The sequence below is a fragment of the Malikia granosa genome (genome assembly GCF_002980595.1).
Taxonomy (GTDB): Bacteria; Pseudomonadota; Gammaproteobacteria; order Burkholderiales; family Burkholderiaceae_C; genus Malikia; species Malikia granosa.
Map to the genome: position 1 here is coordinate 23,770 of NZ_PVLQ01000017.1, position 19,195 is coordinate 42,964.

Sequence of the window (19,195 nt, forward strand, 5' to 3'; positions counted from 1 at the left end):
GCCATGAGCACCGCCGCCTCCGTTTCCACCCGCACCGACCCGGGCGTCCATCCCTGGTGGCAGGCGCTGCCTTTCGCGGCGGTGTTCCTGGCCTTCTTCGTGATCCCGCTCGGGCTGGTCCTGATGGTCAGCTTCTGGGACTTCAACGAATACGAGTTGCTGCCGGCCTTCACCTGGCGCAACTATGCCTCGATCTGGGAAGGCTGCGGCCGCCTCAACGAGTACGGCGACTTCTGCGTCACGCTCTCGACCTACCTGTCGACGCTCAAGTTCGCGCTGCTGAGCTGGGCGCTGACGCTGGTGCTGGGCTTCGCGCTGGCCTATTTCCTGGCCTTCCATGTCCATTCGGTCGGCATGCAGACCCTGCTGTTCGTGCTCTGCACGGTGCCGTTCTGGACCTCCAACGTGATCCGGATGATCGCCTGGGTGCCGCTGCTGGGCCGCAACGGGCTGCTCAACCAGGGCCTGCAGGCGAGCGGACTGAGCGGGCAGCCGCTCGAATGGCTGCTGTTCTCGGACTTCTCGGTGCTGCTGGCCTATGTCCACCTCTACACCATGTTCATGATCGTGCCGATCTTCAACTCGATGATGCGCATCGACCGCAGCCTGCTCGAGGCCGCGCGCGACGGCGGCGCCAGCGCCTGGCAGACGCTGTGGAACGTGATCGTGCCGCTGTCGCGCACCGGCATCCTGATCGGCTCGATCTTCATCATCACGATCGTGATGGGCGACTTCGTCACCGTCGGCGTGATGGGCGGACAGCAGATCGCCTCGATCGGCAAGCTGATCCAGGTCCAGACCAGCTACCTGCAGTTCCCGCTCGCGGCGGCCAATGCGGTGGTGCTGCTGCTGACCGTCCTGATGATCATCTGGGGCCTGACCCGGGTGGTCGACATCCGCAAGGAGCTCTGACATGGCCGCCACCTACCGCGAACCCCGCGCGCCCGGCTTCTGGCCGCTGGCTCTGCTGTTCGGCGCCTTCGTGCTGTTCCTCTACGGCCCGATGCTGACCATCTTCGTGCTGAGCTTCCAGGGCCCCGAGGGCGGCCTGACCTTCCCGATGCGCGGCTGGTCGCTGCACTGGTACCGCCAGCTCGCCGAAGGCCTGGGCGTGGTCGACATCGGCGCCGCCTTCCGCCGCTCGCTGGCCCTGGGCGCCGTCGTGATGGGGCTGACCGTGGCGCTGTCGCTGCTGGCCGCACTGGCTTTTCGCAAGCGGCTGCGCGGCAGCAACCTGCTGTTCTACGTCACGATTGCCAGCCTGATCATGCCGTCGATCGTGGTCTCGCTCGGCATCGGCCTGCAGTTCCGCCTGCTCGACAGCGGCATCAAGCAGCTCGCCGGCGCCTGGGGCCTGGACGACTGGCTCGAGACCTTCACCACCAGTCTGGGACTGTTCAGCTCGGCGCTCGGCGCCCACCTGACCTGGACCCTGCCGTTCGGGCTGCTGATCATGTTCGCGGTCTTCAACCGCTTCAACCCGGCCTACGAGGAAGCGGCGCGCGACCTCGGCGCCAGCCCCTGGCAGACCTTCCGCCATGTGGTGCTGCCGCTGATCGGGCCGTCGGCGATCGGGGTCGGCATGTTCGGCTTCACGCTGAGCTGGGACGAGATCGCGCGCACCTCGCAGGCCATCGGCGACGTCAACACGCTGCCGCTCGAGCTGCAGGGCCTGACCACCACCGTCACCACCCCCGCGATCTACGCGCTCGGCACCGTCACCACCGTGGTCTCGTTCGCCGTGATGGCACTGGCCATCGGCGCGACGCGCGCCCTCAAGCGGCGCCAGGGCGGCTCGCGCTGAGCTCCGACAACAAGCCGCCATGCAGCAAGTCCAAGCCATGAGCCCATCACCAGGACGCCAGCGCCGGTTGCTGGTGATCAACCCCAACACCAGCGGCAGCATCACCGAGCGGGTGCAGCAGGCGATCCAGGCCGAATCGCCGCCGGATGTCTGGACCGAGGCGGTCACGGCGCGCTTCGGCCCGCCCTATATCGGCGACCCCTGCGGCTATGCCGTGGCCGCGCACGCGACGCTCGAGAGCTGGGTCCGGCACTCGAACCAGCATGCCCTGGGCCCGGACGGCATCGTGATCGCCTGCTTCGGCGACCCGGGCCTGCTGGCCCTGCGCGAGCTGGCCAGCTGCCCGGTCACGGGACTGGCCGAGGCCGCGCTGGCCCAGGCCGCCGGCTTCGGCCGCTGCGCGATCCTGACCGGCGGCCGGGCCTGGAAACCGATGCTCGAGCGCCTGCTGCCCGAGCTCGCGCATGCCGACCGGGTCCAAGGCATCGAGACCGTCGAGCTCAGCGGCGCCCAGATCCACGCCGACCCGCAGGCGGCCGAGGCCGTGCTGCTGCAGGCCTGCCAGCGCATCGAGCGGCAGTGGCCGGTCGACAGCCTGATCCTGGGCGGCGCCGGCCTGGCCGGCATGGCGGCGCGGCTGCAGGGCCGGCTGCAGCTCAGGCTGGTCGACAGCGTGGCCGCCGCCGCGCACCAGGTCTGGCTGGCGCCGCCCAGCCTGGGCCGTGGCGCCCCACCCTGGCTGCTTCAGCCTTCACCACGGAATTCCTGACCATGAACGCGCAACTGCACCTGATCGACCATCCGCTGATCCAGCACAAGCTGAGCCTGATGCGGTGCAAGGACACCAGTACCAAGAATTTTCGCCAGCTGGCGCGCGAAATCAGCGCCCTGCTGGCCTACGAGCTCACGCGCGACATGCCGACGCAAACGGTGCGGATCGAGACCCCGCTCGAGGCCATGGACGCGCGCATGATCGACGGCAAGAAGATCGTGCTGGCCTCGATACTGCGCGCCGGCAACGGCCTGCTCGAGGGCATGCTCGACATCCTGCCGAGCGCGCGCGTCGGCCACATCGGCCTCTACCGCAATCCCGGCACGCTGGAGGCCGTGGAGTACTACTTCAAGATGCCGCAGGACATGGCGGAGCGCGACGTGATCGTGCTCGATCCGATGCTGGCCACCGGCAACTCGGCGGCGGCGGCGGTCGAGCGGCTCAAGGCCTGCCGGCCACGCTCGATCCGCTTCGTCTGCCTGCTGACCTGTCCGGAAGGCATCGCGCGCTTCCACCAGCAGCACCCTGAGGTGCCGATCTTCACGCCGGCGATCGACCGTGGGCTGGACGAGCATGGCTACATCGTTCCGGGACTGGGCGATGCGGGCGACCGCCTGTTCGGCACCCAGTAGCAAGGCCAGGCAGGGGAGCCAACCGGCGCGCAGCGATGTTTCACGTGAAACAACTGCCGCGCAGCCACCGCCTGCGCCGGAAACAGCAGCAGCCACGACTAGGCAGTCCGCGCAGCGCCTAGTACCATTGAGCCGGGAGGGGGTAGGTTCGAGCTGCCACGGGCCAGGCGCTTGATCTGCGCAGCGGGTGGCCAGGGTCGACAGGGACCCGAAGTGCAAACAACGATGTCCATCCGGTTCACGCTATCGAAAGTCGGTCGGCGCCACCTGCTCGCGCTCGGCCTGTGCTGGGCCGGCCTGCTGCTGCCGGCCACCGATGCCTTGGCCGGCGAACGCATCCTGCATGTCGTCAGCGACGACAACTACCCGCCCTACCTGTTCCGCGATGCCGACGGCCAGGTCCAGGGCTACCTGGTCGACTACTGGAAGCTGTGGCAACAGAAGACCGGGGTCCAGGTCCGGCTCAGCGCGCTGCAATGGGCCGAGGCGCAGCGCCAGCTGCAGCAGGGCGAAGCCGACGTGATCGACCTGATCTACCATACGCCAGCGCGCGAACCGCTGTTCGACTTCTCGCCGCCCTACGCCCGGCTGCCGGTCAACATCTACAGCCATGCCTCGATCAGCGGCATCAGCAACCTGCTGACGCTCAAGGGCTTCCAGGTCGGGGTGCAGAAAGGAGACGCCTGCATCGACGAGCTGACCGAGCAGGGCATCAACTCCTTGCAGCCCTACGACAACTATGCCGCGCTGCTCGCGGCGGCGCGCAGCGGCGAGATCAGGGTCTTCTGTCTCGACGAGGCACCGGCCAACTTCTACCTCTACCGGCTCGGTGCCGAGCAGGAGTTCAAGAAGGCCTTCGAGCTCTATGTCGGATCGGCCCGGCGCGCGGTGCGCAAGGGCGATGACGAAAAGCTGGCGCTGGTGCTGCGCGGCATGCAGGCCATCAGCCCCGAGGAAGACACCAAGCTGCGCAACAAATGGTTCGGCATCCCGCTGAACCCGAGCGATGCCGCCATGCTGCGCTACCTACGGCTCGGCGGCGGCATCCTGGTCGGCATCATGCTGCTGCTGGGCGGCTGGGTCTGGACGACAAGGCGGGTCGTCAAGCGCAGGACCGCCGAGCTGGCCGAGAGCGAGGACCGCTTCCGCACCTTGTTCGAGGACAGCAGCCAGGCCATCATGCTGACCGAGGCCAACCGCATCGTTGCCGCCAACCGCGCCGCAGTCGAGATGCTGCGCATGGAGAACCCGCAACAGCTGATCGGCCAGAGCAGCTGGATGATCTCGCCGCCCTGCCAGCCCGACGGGTCGCGCTCGGACGAGAAGGCGCTCGCGATGAGCCGGATCGCGCAGGAACGGGGCTTTCACCAGTTCGAATGGGTGCACCAGCGCGCCGACGGCGAGACTTTTCCGGTCCAGGTGCTGCTGACGACGATCCGGCGCGGTGGCAAGCAGCTGATGCATGCGGTCATCAACGACATCACGGCGCAGAAGCAGGCCGAGCAGACCTTGGCCGAATACCAGCAGCAACTCGAGCGCCAGGTGGCCGAACGCACTGCCGAGCTGGCCGCGACGACCGAGCGGCTGCGCAGCGCCAATGCCCAGATGCATGCCATCGTCGACGCGGCCAGCGCCGCCATCCTGCTGGTGCGCGATCGCGTGATCCTGCAGTGCAACCGGCGCACCGAGGCCATCACCGGCTATGACTGCGCCGAGCTCGAGGGCCAGTCGAGCCGGCGGCTCTACTGCGACGACGAGAGCTGGCAGCGCGAGTGCGATGCCATCTACCCCAGGCTCAGCGATGGCCGGACCAATGTGACCGAGCTGCAGCTGCAGCGCAAGGACGGCAGCCGCTACTGGGCCAGGCTGTCGGCGCGCGCGATCGACCGGGCCGATCCGACCGCCGGCATCGTCGCGCTGATCGAGGACATCACCGAGCAGCGCGCGGTCAGCGAGGCGCTGCAGCTGGCGGCTTCGGAACAACAGGCCATCCTCGAATCCGCCAGCTCGGGCATCGTGCTGCTGAAGGACCGGATCGCGACCCGCTGCAACCGCCGCATGCACGAGATCCTGGGCTGGCCCGATGGCGCACTGGTCGGCCAGCCGACCCGGCTCTGGTACGCGACAGAGCAGGACTACCGGCAGATCGGCGCGGAAGCCTATGCCGACATCTGGCAGGGCCTGACCCACCGCCGCGAGCAGCTGATGCAGCGCCGCGACGGCAGCCCGGTCTGGACCCGCATCGTCGGGCACGCGATCGATGCCGGCGACCGGGCACGCGGCTCGGTCTGGATCATCGACGACATCAGCGCCGAGCGCTCGGCGGCAGAAGTGCTGCGCCAGGCCAACGAGAAACTGGGCGTGCTGTTCGAGGCGGCGCCGGTCGGGCTGCTCTATCTGAGCGGCGACCGGCTGACCTCGATCAACCGGCGCTTCACCGAGCTGTTCGGCTACGCCCAGGACGACATTCCGACGCTGAACGACTGGTGGTCGCGGGCCTACCCCGACCCGGCTTACCGGCAACAGGTGCAGCAGACCTGGTTCGGCTTGATCGAACAGGCCCAGGCCGGCGACGGCCAGGTGCAGCCGCGGGAATACCGCGTCCGCTGCAAGAACGGCGATGACCGCAGCCTGCTGATCGGCGGCCAGCTGATCGAGGGCGGCATCATCGTGACCCTGACCGACATCAGCGCGCTCAAGCAGACCGAGCTCGAGCTCCAGCTCGCCAAGGAGGCGGCCGAGAACGCCGCCCGCGCCAAGGCCGACTTCCTGGCGAACATGTCGCACGAGATCCGCACGCCGATGAACGCGGTGATCGGCATGACCCAGCTCGCGCTCAGGGCCGATCCGCCGCCGCGGGTGCATGACTACCTGCGCAAGATCCAGTCCTCGAGCCAGCTGCTGCTCGGCGTGATCAACGACATCCTGGACTTCAGCAAGATCGAGGCGCGCAAGCTGCGGCTGGACCGGACCGGCTTCGAGCTCGACCAGCTGCTCGACGATGTCGCCACCATGGTGTCCGAGAAGGCCGCTGGCAAGGGGCTGGAGCTGATCGTCTCCGCCGCCAGCGAGGTGCCGGCCCACCTGATCGGCGATCCGCTGCGGCTGCAGCAGGTGCTGCTCAACCTCGCCAACAATGCGGTCAAGTTCACCGAGCGCGGCGAGGTCGAGCTCCGGGTCGAGCTGCAGCAACGCCAGGCTGACAGCGTCGAGCTGCGCTTCGAGGTGCGCGATACCGGCATCGGCATCTCGCCCGAGCAGCAGGCGCAGCTGTTCCAGAGCTTCCAGCAGGCCGACAGCTCGACCACGCGCCGCTACGGCGGCACCGGCCTCGGACTGGCGATCGCCAAGCGGCTGGTCGAGCTGATGGGCGGGCGCATCGGCGTGAACAGCCTGGCGGGCCAGGGCTCGACCTTCTGGTTCACCATCCGCTTCGACCTGGATGCCGACTGGCCGGCCAGTCCGCGCAGCGCGCCCGCGCCTGGCGAGCTCAAGGTGCTGCTGGTCGACGACAACGAGCAGGCGCGCGAGGTCATCGCCGAGCTGATCACGAGCCAGGGCTTCAAGGCCGTCACGGCCGCTTCCGGCAGCGAGGCGCTGGCCGAGATCGAACGCGCCGATGCCGCCGAGCAGCCCTACGAGGTCGTGCTGCTGGACTGGAAGATGCCGGGCATGGATGGCATCGCGCTGGCGCGCGAGATCCGGCAGCGCGCGCTCAGGCAGGCACCGCTGCTGCTGATGGTCACGGCCTACGACCGCGACGAGGCCCTGCCACGGGCCAGGGACGCCGGCATCAGCGAGGTGCTGACCAAGCCCGTCAGCCCCTCGGCGCTGTTCGATGCGCTGATGCGGCAGATCGGCAGCCTGGGCCAGCCGGCCAGCATCGAACTGTCCGATGGCCTGCAGCTGTCCGCCCAGCTCGCGGGCGCGCGGGCCCTGCTGGTCGAGGACAACGAGCTCAACCAGGAAGTCGCGACCGAATTCCTGCGCACCCTGGGCCTGGAGGTGGACCTGGCCCCCGATGGCGCAGTCGCGCTGCAGAAAGTGCAACAGCAAGCCTATGACGTGGTGCTGATGGACATGCAGATGCCGGTGATGGACGGCCTGAGCGCGACGCGCGCGATCCGCCAGCTGCCCGGACTGGACGCGCTACCTATCCTTGCGATGACCGCCAACGCGATGGCCGAGGACCGCGAGCGCTGCCTGGAGGCCGGCATGAACGACCATATCGCCAAGCCGATCGCGGTGCAGGAGCTGATCGACAAGCTGCGGCGCTGGGTCAGGCCGGTAGCGGGTCGCCAGCCGGCAACGGCGCCGGCCATGCCGGCCCGGGCACGCGGCCCCGCGCCCGGCTGGATCACCGAGCTGGCCGCCATCGACGGACTCGATGCCAGGCTGGGACTGGAGCAGCTGCTGGGACGCGAGGCACTGTACCGCGACATCCTGTCCCGCTTCGTCACCAGCCAGCGCGGACAGGCGGATGCGATCGCGCAGGCGATAGCCGCCGGGCAGCGCGACGAGGCGCAGCGGCTCGCGCACACGCTCAAGGGACTGGCAGCGCAGATCGGTGCGCGGACGCTGAACGAGCAGGCCGCCCGGCTGGAAGAGGCGCTGCGCCAGGGCCTGCCAGACCTGGCGCCGCTGCTGGCGGCCATCGGTCATGAGCTGCCCGGATTGATCGACGCGATCAGCGCCCATCTGCCGCCAGCCGATCCGCCTCCGGCCGAGGCCGGCTTCGATCCGGCGCAATGGCAGGCGCTGCGCAGCCGCCTGCTCGAGCTGCTGCGGGAGGACGACACCGCCTGCGTCGCGCTGTTCGAGCAGCAGCAGGCACTGGCCCAGGCAGCGCTCGGGCCGGAGTTCCAGGCCTTCGCCAACGCCATCATGGACTTCGACTTCGCAGCCGCGCTGGCCAGGCTCGAGTCCCTGCCCTGAGCGGTCGGAGCACCTGTTTCACGTGGAACAATGCCTGGCGGACCAGGGTTTTCCGGTGCCGGGAGCAGGCGGCGCGACAGCGCCGCACACGATATGGACCGATACTACGCAGGCCATGAAGTTCACCTACCCGCTCATCGCTGCCGCGCTGGCAGCCACCACCGCGGCCACGGCTGCCGGAACGGCGCAGGCCGCCCACACCGACTGCCCGCAGCATTTTGCCGGCGGCCAGCCGCCGCAGATCGTCAACCCCAAGTTCAAGCCGCGCACGCAGGAACTCTGCTTCGAGGCCTTCGCGGTACTGCACTCTGGGCTGAGCCGCACGCCGCTGTATGCCGCCGAGCGCCTGACGCGCAAGAACCTGGAAGCCGCCAAGGCGCTGTCGCGCAAGGACAGCTTCCACGCCGAGGACCGGCTGCCCGAAGGCGACCGCGCCGAGCTGTCGGACTACGCGCGCTCGGGCTACGACCGCGGCCACATGGCGCCGAACGCCGACATGCCGACGCGCAAGGCGCAGGCCGAGTCGTTCTCGCTCGCCAACATGGTGCCGCAGGTGCACGAGAACAATGCCGGCGTCTGGGCCGGCATCGAGGCGGCGGCGCGCGAGCTGGCCCGCGAAGAGGGCGAACTCTACGTGATCAGCGGCCCGGCCTTCATCGGCAAGGACATCCAGCAGATCGGCCGCGTGCTGGTGCCGACCCATGTCTGGAAGCTGCTCTACAGCCCGAAGCAGCAGCGCGCCGGCGTCTACCTGGTCACGAACGACAAGACCAAGGAATACGCAGTGCTCAGCGTCGCCGAGCTGCAGAAGCTCGCCGGCATCGACCCCCTGCCCGGCCTGCCGGCACAGGCGCGCGAGCAGGCCATGAGCCTGCCAAAGCCGCAGGGCAATCGCGGCGGCGGCAAGAAGAGCCAGCCGCAGCAGGAAGACGAGTTCACGCTGCGCGATGCCTCGCGCCTGCTGCTCGACCTGCTGCAGGGCATCCTGGGCAAGTGAGGAACCAGGCCTGTTTCACGTGGAACAGGCCCTGGACGCTCAGAGACCGAAACTCGCGCCGGCCCCAAGCAGGGTCGCCACGCCAAGCACGGCGAAGACCGCGGCTGCGATCGAATGCACCAGCTTCATCGGGATCTTGTTGGCCAGCTTGTCGCCGACGAAGACCGCCGGCACGTCCGCGATCAGCATGCCCAGCGTGGTGCCGATCACGACCAGCAGCGGGGTGGCGTAATGCGCCGCCATCGCGACGGTCGCGATCTGGGTCTTGTCGCCCATCTCGGCCAGGAAGAAGGTGACCAGGGTGGCGCCGAAGACGCCGAAGCGCTTGGCGATCTGGGTTTCCTCCTCCTCGATCTTGTCCGGGATCAGAGTCCAGACCGCCATCGCGATGAAGGAGGCACCCAGCACCCAGCGCAGGATCTCGGGGCTGATCGAGGCGGTGATCCAGGCACCCAGCGCACCCGCCAGACCGTGGTTGACGACGGTCGCGGCCAGGATGCCGAGGATGATGGGCAGGGGTTTCTTGAAGCGCGCGGCCAGGATGAAGGCCAGCAGCTGGGTCTTGTCGCCGATTTCAGCCAGGGCGACGACGCCAGTCGATACGAGAAGGGATTCCATGAATGTTCCAAGGCCGGTACAGAGACGATTGACCACGACGCATCCCCGGCCAGATCGGAGGCATCATGATCAAAGGTCTTGCCAAGCTCGGAAACCGCTTGCGCCATGTCCTGCGGGACAAGTGTGTTGACGCAAGCCTCTTCAGGCTGAAGAGAGGCTACTCCCCAATGAAGCCCCGATTATAGAAGCATGGGCGGTCGGCGCGAGGCCGACGCGCCAGCCGCTTGCTGGCACACTTGCAGCTGCAATGGTTCCCGCGCATCATGCGCGGCAGAAGGAGGCCGAGATGGACGACGAATTCCCCCCCTATGGCAATGAAAGCGACCTGGTCCGCATCGGCGGACTGGAAATCGAGAACCGGCTCGACCGCCTGGTGCTGACCGGCGACCTGGTGCTGAGCCGCGACCGCGCCGGCCTGGCGCTGGCGCGCGAGCTGCACGCGCTGCTCGGGCGCGCGATCGCGACGCTGGAGTCAGACCCCGGACTGCCGGAGCGGATCGAGGTCCTGCCGGCACGCGTGGTGCCCAACCCTTTCGCCTGAACGCAAGCGGCAGCCACGGCGCTGCCGCCCCGTGACGGGACGGCAGGAACAGGATCAGACGGGAAACAAGCCCCATGCCAGCATGGCCAGGTCGAGCCTGGACGGCAAGCGCCAGGCTGATGCTTTAAATAAGCGGGCAAAGACAGGGGATTTGTCGACTTCGACCCAGTGCCATCCGGAGGATGGCCGGCCTGGGATCGATGCTTCCGATGAGGTTCGGAACTACCTGGAAATTGGTTGCGCGGGCAAGATTTGAACTTGCGACCTTTGGGTTATGAGCCCAACGAGCTACCAGGCTGCTCCACCGCGCGTCAAGAGGATCTATTCTAGCAGAAGAACCGTGTGCGCGGCAAGAGCAGCCAAAAATGGCTTCAGGCCTTCTTGATGAACTCGGACTTGAGCTGCATCGGACCGAAGCCCTCGATCTTGCAGTCGATGTCGTGGTCGCCCTCGATCAGGCGGATGTTCTTGACCTTGGTGCCGACCTTGATCACGGTCGAGGAGCCCTTGACCTTGAGGTCCTTGACCAGCGTGACGGTGTCGCCGTCCTGCAGCAGGTTGCCGTTGGCATCCTTCCAGACCTTGGCGGCTTCCTCGGCCGGCGCGGCATCGGCCAGGCTCCACTCGTGGCCGCATTCGGGGCAGATCAGCTGGCTGCCGTCCTCGTAGCTGTACTCGGACTGGCATTTCGGGCAGGGGGGCAATGAGCTCATGAGGTTTCCTTGTTTGACGGCTTGTTAACATACCAGAACAGCGGCCCCTGCCCGCAGCACGCCCCCCCAACAGATGTCGATCCACTATGCCCGAAAATTGACCGGAAGCCGGCGCAGTGTGCAGGGCAATCGCCAGCTCGGCATGGTGCTGGCCTTCGTCGCCGGCGCCGCCAACGCGGGCGGCTTCCTGGCCGTGCACCAGTACACCTCGCACATGACGGGCATCGTCTCGGCGATGGCCGACCACCTGGCGCTCGGGCAGTTCCGCGCCTACCTGACCGGCTTCGGCGCGCTGCTGTCCTTCATCGCGGGTGCGGCCTGCAGCGCGATCCTGGTCAATTTCGCGCGTCGGCGCCGCCTGCACAGCCAGTTCGCGCTGCCGCTGATGCTGGAGGCGCTGCTGCTGCTCGCCTTCGGCGCGCTCGGCGAACGGCTGTCCCATATCTCCGGCCTGTTCGTGCCGCTGACGGTGATGCTGCTGAGCTTCATCATGGGGCTGCAGAACGCGCTGATCACCAAGCTCTCGCATGCCGAGATCCGCACCACCCATATCACCGGACTGGTGACCGACATCGGCATCGAGCTCGGCAAGATGGCGTACTGGAACTCGTCCGACCCCAGCCTGCCACCGGTGCGCGCCAACCCGGACCGGCTCAGGATCATGCTGCAGCTGGCGGTCTGCTTCTTCGTCGGCGGCGTCAGCGGAGCGCTGGGCTTCAAGCAGATCGGCTACCTGGCCACCCTGCCGCTGGCCCTGCTGCTGCTGGCACTGGCCGGCGTGCCCGCGATCGACGACCTGAGCCGGCTCTGGCGCAAGCGCTGAACGGACCGGGCCGCGAGCCCGTCCGCTGGATCGCCGGGCTGGCAGACGGACTCAGGACATCCTGGCGGCGATCAGGGGCGGCAAGCGGAAGGCGGAGGTCGCCTTGACCAGGTCGACGGCCTTGCTGTCCAGGCTGCTGGCGGCGCTGGCCATTTCCTCCACCAGGCCGGCATTCTGCCGGGTGATCTGGTCCAGGTTGGTGACGGCGCTGCCGACCTGGGCCACGCCCTGGCTCTGCTCCTGGCTGGCGACGGTGATCTCCGCGACGACCTCGGTCACCTGCCTGATGCCGGAGACGATGTCGGCCATGGTCTTGCCGGCGCTCTCGACCAGCGCCGCCCCCTGCTCGACCCGCTGCACGCTGTCGGTGATCAGGGACTTGATCTCGCGCGCCGCCGCCGAGCTGCGGCCAGCCAGGCTGCGGACCTCGCTGGCGACGACGGCAAAGCCGCGGCCCTGCTCGCCGGCACGGGCGGCCTCGACGGCGGCATTGAGCGCCAGCAGATTGGTCTGGAACGCGATGCTGTCGATGACGGCGATGATGTCCGAGATCTTGCGCGAGCTCTCGTTGATGCCCTGCATGGTATCGACCACATTGCCGACCACTTCGCCGCCATAGGCAGCGACCTGGCTGGCGCTCTGGGCGAGCTGGTTGGCCTGGCGGGCGTTGTCCGCGTTCTGGCGCACGGTGGAACCGAACTCCTCGACCGAGCCCGCCATCGCTCCCAGCGAGTGGGCCTGGGTCTCGGTGCGCGCAGACAGGTCCAGGTTGCCGGCCGCGATCTGTTGCGAGGCGGCAGACACGGCGTCGGCATCCCGGCGCACATCGGCCACGATCTCGATCAGGCCGTCCTGCATGCGCTTGACCGCCGCCAGCACGCTGCTGTTGTCGTCCGCGCGCAGCGGGATCTGGCGCGTCAGGTCTCCGGCGGCGACGGCATTGAAGATGTCGCGCAATTCCCGCGGTTCGGTGCCGAGGTCGGCCGCCAGGCTGCGCTCGATCAGCAGGGCCGCCGTGACCGACAGCACCAGCGCCAGCAGGACGCCGGCGATCAGTCCGTTGCGCTGGGCCACGTAGGAGTCGTGGGCCTCGCTCAGCAGGGTGTTGGAACGATGCTGGGCGAACTCGGCGTAGTCCTTGGACGCCTTGATCAGCCTGGCCAGCAGGGGACGGCATTCGTCGTTCATGCGCTGGATGGCCGTTTCGTGTTCCCCCTCGAGGGCCAGGTCCACGATGCCCAGGGCGACCGGTGCATAGAGCTTCTCGGTCGCCTCGATCGCATCGATCAGCCGGCGCTCCTCGGGCAGGGCATCCGCCCCCTCGGCCAGCTGCTTGAGCCGCGCCAGCGCCTCGGAGACATCGGCATGCGCCTGGTCGACCGCGCGCTTTTCCTGGTTCAGGTCCTCGAACCGGGTCACGAGCACCAGGTTGCGCGCCGCGATCGCACGCTGCTCGACCCCCTCCCGGATACGCTCGGCGGCATAGAGGCGGGCATTGATGCCGTTGACGAGAAGCTCGAAACGCTCATTGGCGTTCGACAGCAGCATGATGCCAGCCGTCGATATGATGATGACGATCGCAATCAGCGCACTGAAAACCAGCACCAGCCGGCTTCTAATTGATAAATTTGCCACGGCATTTGTCCTAGGGGTTGTCAGGTGTCGACATTATGAAAACCGAACCTGAAAACTGCCGGCCAGGGGTCATTGCTCATCCCGCCAGCCGCCGCGCCGCGAACCGGTATGATTTGGGTTTCGGGTGCGTTCGCTCGGTTGCCGGGCGACGTTGAACGGGAAGCCGGTGAAGCTGCCCCAGGCAGCCAGTCCGGCGCAGCCCCCGCTGCTGTAAGCCTGACGACTCCGCCTGTTGCCACTGTGTGCAAGCATGGGAAGGCGCGGAGAAGGATGAGGGCAAGCCAGAATACCAGCCCGGAAAAACCGCCAGCACCATTCCCCGGGGTGACGGGAAGAGCGGCCGCATCGCCTGGGCAGTAGCCCGGCAGGCGGCCTTTTTTCATCTCCCGCCTGGTGCCGTTTCCGGAACCATTCGACGGGAGGATTCGAATGCATGTCTTTGCTCACCACCGCCTGCCCGGGCCAGCGCCCGAGCGGCCTGCCCGCTCACCGGCCCTGAAGGCCGGCAGCCCGCCCTTGCCGCGGACGGCCCGCTAGCCGACCGCCCATCGCCATTTCGGACCGACCGCCCCGGCTGCTGCCGGCAGGTGGCAGGTCCCCTGTTTTTTTCTGCATCACCTCCATGGACGTCATCAAGCGCAACGGCTCGCGCGAAGCCTTCGACTTCGCCAAGATCGAGCGACTCAACGAATTTGCCACCCAGGGCCTCAATGTCGACCTGGGCCTGTTGCGCAGCCAGATCAAGCTGCTGGTCTACGATGGCATGCACACCCACGAGATCTTCCAGGCGCAGAACAAGGCCGCCGCCGGCCTGATCTCGACCGAGAATCCGGACTTCACCTTCGTCGCGGCGCGCTACCTGCTGGCCGAGACCATGAAGCATGTGACGCCCGATGGCCGCTACCCGGCGCTCGCCGAAACGATCGCGCGCGGTGTCGCCGCCGGTCGCTACGCGCCGCGCATGGCCGAGGCCTTCGACCTGGAGGCGCTGGCCGCCGCGATCAAGCCCGAACGCGACTACCAGTTCGACTACTACGGCCTGCAGAACCTGGTCGACCGCTACCTGATGCGCGACCGCGAACAGAAGCTGATCGAGCTGCCGCAGCATTTCTTCATGCGCGTCGCGATGGGCGTTTCGCTGCAGGAGGACAACCCGACCGCGCGCGCCGTCGAGTTCTACGATCTGCTGTCGAGCTTCGACTACATGGCCTCGACGCCGACGCTGTTCAACTCGGGCACGGTGCACTCGCAGTTGTCCAGCTGCTACCTCAACACGGTCAACGACCAGATCAGCGCCGACATCGACGAGGGCGAGCACCGCTATGCCTCGATCTTCGGCACCATCGAGGAATCGGCCCGCCTCTCCAAGTACGCGGGCGGCATCGGCACCGACTGGACCCGGGTGCGCGCGGCCGGCTCGCATATCCAGTCGACCAACGGCAAGAGCTCGGGCGTCATCCCCTACCTGAAGATCTACAACGACACCGCGGTCGGCGTGAACCAGGGCGGCCGGCGCAAGGGCAGCTTCGCGCCCTACCTCGAAGTCTGGCATCCGGACTTCTGGGACTACTGCGAGGTCAAGAAGGAATTCGGCGACGACCGGCTGCGCGCGCACGACATCTTCCCGGCGGCCTGGATCGCCGACCTGTTCATGGAGCGGGTCGAGAACAACGGCATCTGGAGCGAGTTCCAGCCCGAGCGCTTCCCCGAGCTGCACGAGCTCTACGGCGACGCCTTCAAGGCCCGCTACGAGCAGCTCGAGCGCGAGGGCAAGGCCTACAAGCAGCGCCCGGCGCTCGAGGTATGGAAGCGCATCCTGACCAACCTGTTCGAGACCGGCCACCCCTGGATCACCTTCAAGGACGAGTGCAACCGCCGCAGCCCGCAGGACCATGTCGGCGTGGTGCACAGCTCGAACCTCTGCACCGAGATCACGCTCAACACCAGCGACACCGAGACCGCGGTCTGCAACCTGGGCTCGGTCAACCTGGCGCGCCATGTCAAGGGCGGCCAGCTCGACGCCGACAAGCTCGCGCGCACGGTCAAGACCGCGCTGCGCATGCTCGACAACGTGATCGACCTGAACTTCTACCCGTCGGACCGCGCCAAGGCATCGAACCTGCGCCACCGCCCGGTCGGCCTGGGCCTGATGGGCGAGACCGAGGCCAAGGTCGCCTGCGGCATCGATTTCGCCAGCGCCGCCGGCGTGGCGTTCTCGGACCGCGCGATGGAGCTGATCAGCTTCCACGCGATCCAGGCCTCGAGCGAACTGGCGCAGGAGCGCGGCGCCTACGAGACCTTCCCGGGCTCGAAGTGGAGCCGCGGCCTGCTGCCGATCGACACCGCGCGCCGCCACGAGACCAGCCTGGGCGAGGCGGCCTGGGCCGGCCTGCGCGCCCAGGTCCAGCGCAACGGCATGCGCAACAGCAACGTGATGGCGATCGCGCCGACCGCGACCATCAGCATCATCACCGGCACCACGCCCTGCATCGAGCCGATCTTCGAGATCGAGCGCTCGGAAAAGAACATGAGCGGCCAGTTCAAGGTGGTCGATCCCTGCGTCAAGTACGGCCGGCCCGACCTGCTCAAGACGGTGTGGGAGATCGATCCGGGCTGGATCCTGCAGAGCGCGGCCGCGCGCCAGAAATGGATCGACCAGTCGCAGAGCGTCAACATCTTCGTCAAGCAGGGCACCAAGGGCCGCGAGCTGGCCGAGATCTACCTGAGCGCCTGGAAGCTCGGCCTCAAGACCACCTACTACCTGCGCGGCCAGACCAAGACCAAGGAAGTGGCCAAGCCGGCGCTGGCCAATGCCGCGCTGCCGGCCGGCGACGTGGCCGAGGCCGAACTGCCGACCAATTTCTGCTCGATCGACAACCCGAACTGCGAGGCCTGCCAGTGAGTACCGCCGTGACCCCGAACAACACCACCCGCATCACCAACGAGCGCCGCATCGCCTTCGGGCCGCAGGACCAGCTCATGAACATGTCGCGGACCAAGTACAAGTGGGCGACCGAGATCTACGACCGCATGGAGGCCAACACCTGGTTCCCGAAGTCGATCCCGCTGGTGGCCGACCGCGAGACCTACCGCAGCGGCGCGCTCAACGCGCGCGAGCGCAATGCCTATGACAAGGCGCTGGCCTTCGTGTCGAACCTGGACGGCATCCAGTTCAACAACCTGATCCACAACATCGGCCAGCACATCACGGCGCCCGAGGTCAGCCTGGCGATCGCGCGCCAGGCCTCGGAGGAAGGCGTGCATGTGCGCAGCTACCAGTTCCTGATCGAGGCGGTCTCGCTCGACCCGGAATCGGTCTACATGATGTTCGAGCATGACGGCATGCTGGCGAAGAAGAACGAGTTCATCATGCGCAGCTCGGCGGTGCTGAAGGACGAGCCGACCCCGGCCAACTTCGCGCGCGCCATCGTCGGCAACGTGATCCTGGAAGGCATCTACTTCTACTCGGCCTTCCTGGTGTTCTACACGCTGGCGCGCAACGGCAAGATGCTGGGCAGCGCGGACATGATCAAGTACATCAACCGCGACGAGGGCGAGACCCATCTCGACCTGTTCACCAACCTGCACCACGCCTTCCAGGCCGAGAACCCCGAGCTCTACGACGACCAGTTCCGCCACGATGCGATCCAGCTGATCAAGGACGCGGTCGAGCTGGAAGTGGCCTGGGGCCAGTACATCATCCAGGGCGGCATCCTGGGCCTGACCGACGAGGTGGTGGAGAACTTCGTCAAGGGCCTGGCCAACAAGCGCGCGCTGGCGCTCAACCTGGGCCTGATCTATCCGGGCGTGGTCAATGCCGTGCCCTGGTTCGACGACTTCAGCAAGCCCAACGGCACGCGCAGCAACTTCTTCGAGAGCAAGCCGACCGACTACGCGACCGACGGCCTCGAGTGGTAATCTGAGCCATGGCCTACGGCATCACCGACCTCGCGACCTTCATCCTCGGCACGGTCTTCATCGTGCTGCTGCCGGGGCCGAATTCGCTCTATGTGATGACGCTGGCCTCGCGCCACGGGGTGGCGGCTGGCTACCGGGGCGCGGCCGGCATCTTCACCGGCGACCTGGTGCTGATGCTGCTGTCGACCGCCGGCGCAGCCTCGCTGCTACGCAGCACGCCGCTGGCCTTCATGGTGGTGAAGTACGTCGGCGCGGCCTACCTGGCCTGGCTCGGCCTGGGACTGGTGCGCGCGGGCTGGCAGCAATGGAAGGCAGGACTGGCCGCTGCGGCAAGGCCGGCGGCATCGAGGCTGGACCCGGGCCGCCCGTTCCGGACCGCCTTCCTGATCAGCCTGATGAACCCGAAGGCGATCCTGTTCTTCGTCTCCTTCTTCATCCAGTTCGTCGATCCGGGCTATGCCCATCCGGCGCTGTCCTTCCTGCTGCTCGGGCTGATCGTCCAGGCCTGCAGTGCGCTCTACCTGAGCGCGCTGATCTTCGGCGGGGCGCGGCTGGCCGAGCGCTTCGGCCGTCACCAGCGCCTGGCGGCCGTCGGGATGGGGGCGATGGGCGCACTGTTCGTCGGCTTCGCGCTGCGGCTGGCGAGCGCTTCGCTGGGCTGAAGCCCGGCCTGGGCCTGCGCCGACAGGCCGGCCCGGGCTAGCGGCTGGCCTGGAACAGCACCGCCAGCAGGTCCGAGGGCGTCACCATGCCGACCACGCGCTGCTGCTGGTCGAGCACCGGCATGTGGTGCAGGCCGCCATCGGCAAAGGCCCGGGCCAGCTCGGGAATCGGCTGCTGCGGGCTGGCAGTCACGACCCGGGTGCTCATGATGTCCTCGACGCGGCGGGCCTGGCTCAGGCGCGGCAGGCGCCTCGGGTCGGCCGTGGTCTGTCCGACGACGAAGTCGGTCAGCGACAGCAGGCCGAGCAGCCGGCCTTGCTCGTCGGTGACCGGCAAGGCGTTGATGTGATGGCTGGTCAGTCGACTCCAGGCCAGGTCGATGCCGTCCTGCGGCCCGATCCGGATCACGTCGCGCGACATCAGGTCCTGGCAACGCATGTCGCCCCAGCGCCGGTTCTGCGCCTGCAGGCTGGCGCGCACCACGATCTCTTCCAGGTCCTCGCGGTCGATGTCGAGCCGTTCGCCGAACGAGGCAAGCGCCAGGTCGAGGTCCTCCTTCAGGCTGCCGCGCAGGCTGGGCGCCGGATCGCGGGTGCCACGGGCACGGCCGCCGGCTCCGCCGCGATGCGGATAGCGGTGGCCGCTCAGGTTGTTGAACAGCAGCGCCACCAGCAGCATGAAGGCGGAATTGATGCCGACCGGCCAGAACACGAAGCCATAGCCCAGCAGCTGGATGCCCGGGCTGCCGAGCACCGCGGTCAATGCCACCGCGCCCCCGGGCGGATGCAGGCAGCGCAGCGCCAGCATGGCCGCGGCGGCCAGGGCGCCGGCCAGCGCGGCCACCGGCACGCTGTGGCCAAGCAGCTTGGCGCAGCTGACGCCGATCAGCGCCGAGACCAGGTTGCCGCCCAGGATGGACCAGGGCTGGGCCAGCGGACTGGCCGGCAACAGGAAAAGCAGGACGGCCGAAGCCCCCATCGGGGCGATGAACCAGGGGTCCATGCCGCCCAGGGCCTGCTGGCTGAGCCAGCCGGTCAGCCACAGGCCCTGGCCTATGCCCAGGCTGCCGAGCCAGAGCTCCCGCAGCCCCATCGGCAGGGCCGCGGGACAGCAGGCCCGCAAGCGATCCCACAACTGAGTCACG

The 19,195-nt window shown here is 67.7% G+C and carries 14 protein-coding genes, 1 tRNA gene, 1 pseudogene and 2 riboswitches; of the genes and pseudogenes, 11 read left to right on the forward strand and 5 right to left on the reverse strand.

The window, feature by feature from the left end; all coding sequences use genetic code 11:
• Positions 1 to 3: 3 nt before the first annotated feature.
• From C6P64_RS05555 to C6P64_RS05580, 6 genes are all read left to right on the forward strand, one after another.
• Positions 4 to 912, forward strand: a complete 909-nt coding sequence (locus C6P64_RS05555) for an ABC transporter permease (protein ID WP_105747604.1) — start codon at positions 4 to 6, stop codon at positions 910 to 912.
• 1 nt (position 913) lies between these two features.
• A complete protein-coding gene (locus tag C6P64_RS05560) occupies positions 914 to 1,804 on the forward strand; it encodes an ABC transporter permease (protein WP_105747605.1) in 891 nt (296 codons plus the stop codon).
• 37 nt (positions 1,805 to 1,841) lie between these two features.
• Positions 1,842 to 2,573, forward strand: coding sequence for an aspartate/glutamate racemase family protein (locus C6P64_RS05565; protein ID WP_105747638.1), 732 nt, complete (start codon positions 1,842 to 1,844; stop codon positions 2,571 to 2,573).
• Between the two features lie 2 nt (positions 2,574 to 2,575).
• Entirely contained in the window at positions 2,576 to 3,208 is a 633-nt protein-coding gene (gene upp / locus C6P64_RS05570) for a uracil phosphoribosyltransferase (RefSeq protein ID WP_105747606.1), read from the forward strand.
• Between the two features lie 225 nt (positions 3,209 to 3,433).
• Positions 3,434 to 8,143, forward strand: coding sequence for a response regulator (locus C6P64_RS05575; protein ID WP_105747607.1), 4,710 nt, complete (start codon positions 3,434 to 3,436; stop codon positions 8,141 to 8,143).
• A 115-nt stretch (positions 8,144 to 8,258) separates the two neighbouring features.
• Entirely contained in the window at positions 8,259 to 9,140 is an 882-nt protein-coding gene (locus C6P64_RS05580) for a DNA/RNA non-specific endonuclease (RefSeq protein ID WP_105747608.1), read from the forward strand.
• A gap of 39 nt (positions 9,141 to 9,179) precedes the next feature.
• Here C6P64_RS05580 and C6P64_RS05585 read toward each other — a convergent pair whose 3' ends face one another.
• Positions 9,180 to 9,758, reverse strand: a complete 579-nt coding sequence (locus C6P64_RS05585) for a TMEM165/GDT1 family protein (protein WP_105747609.1) — start codon at positions 9,756 to 9,758, stop codon at positions 9,180 to 9,182.
• A 1-nt stretch (position 9,759) separates the two neighbouring features.
• Positions 9,760 to 9,940: riboswitch (yybP-ykoY riboswitch) on the reverse strand.
• A gap of 104 nt (positions 9,941 to 10,044) precedes the next feature.
• Between C6P64_RS05585 and C6P64_RS05590 the strand changes: the two genes are divergently transcribed.
• Complete coding sequence (locus tag C6P64_RS05590) at positions 10,045 to 10,299, forward strand: hypothetical protein (protein WP_105747639.1); 255 nt, start codon at positions 10,045 to 10,047, stop codon at positions 10,297 to 10,299.
• A 234-nt stretch (positions 10,300 to 10,533) separates the two neighbouring features.
• On the opposite strand, the gene C6P64_RS05595 is transcribed toward C6P64_RS05590, so the two are convergent.
• Positions 10,534 to 10,610 (reverse strand) — tRNA-Met (locus tag C6P64_RS05595).
• A 60-nt stretch (positions 10,611 to 10,670) separates the two neighbouring features.
• Positions 10,671 to 11,012 carry a zinc ribbon domain-containing protein YjdM gene (locus tag C6P64_RS05600; RefSeq protein ID WP_105747610.1) on the reverse strand — a complete coding sequence of 114 codons (342 nt, stop codon included), beginning with the start codon at positions 11,010 to 11,012 and terminating at the stop codon, positions 10,671 to 10,673.
• A gap of 73 nt (positions 11,013 to 11,085) precedes the next feature.
• Between C6P64_RS05600 and C6P64_RS05605 the strand changes: the two are divergent.
• Positions 11,086 to 11,829 (forward strand): annotated as a pseudogene (locus tag C6P64_RS05605) (YoaK family protein); the annotation flags it as partial.
• Between the two features lie 57 nt (positions 11,830 to 11,886).
• Here C6P64_RS05605 and C6P64_RS18695 read toward each other — a convergent pair.
• On the reverse strand, positions 11,887 to 13,470 hold the full coding sequence (locus C6P64_RS18695) for a methyl-accepting chemotaxis protein (protein WP_211296799.1): 1,584 nt from the start codon (positions 13,468 to 13,470) through the stop codon (positions 11,887 to 11,889).
• A 105-nt stretch (positions 13,471 to 13,575) separates the two neighbouring features.
• Positions 13,576 to 13,782, forward strand: a riboswitch (cobalamin riboswitch).
• A gap of 310 nt (positions 13,783 to 14,092) precedes the next feature.
• Here C6P64_RS18695 and C6P64_RS05615 point away from each other — a divergent pair.
• The 3 genes from C6P64_RS05615 to leuE are packed head-to-tail and all read left to right on the forward strand — an operon-like array spanning position 14,093 to position 18,050.
• Entirely contained in the window at positions 14,093 to 16,372 is a 2,280-nt protein-coding gene (locus C6P64_RS05615; protein ID WP_105747612.1) for a ribonucleoside-diphosphate reductase subunit alpha, read from the forward strand.
• Positions 16,373 to 16,380: 8 nt separating this feature from the next.
• Entirely contained in the window at positions 16,381 to 17,388 is a 1,008-nt protein-coding gene (locus tag C6P64_RS05620) for a ribonucleotide-diphosphate reductase subunit beta (RefSeq protein WP_105747613.1), read from the forward strand.
• 8 nt (positions 17,389 to 17,396) lie between these two features.
• Entirely contained in the window at positions 17,397 to 18,050 is a 654-nt protein-coding gene (gene leuE / locus C6P64_RS05625) for a leucine efflux protein LeuE (protein ID WP_105747614.1), read from the forward strand.
• Between the two features lie 37 nt (positions 18,051 to 18,087).
• On the opposite strand, the gene C6P64_RS05630 is transcribed toward leuE, so the two are convergent.
• The gene (locus tag C6P64_RS05630; protein WP_245911637.1) at positions 18,088 to 19,194 is read right to left on the reverse strand and encodes an HPP family protein; all 1,107 of its coding nucleotides are present in this window, start codon (positions 19,192 to 19,194) and stop codon (positions 18,088 to 18,090) included.
• Position 19,195 lies beyond the last annotated feature (1 nt).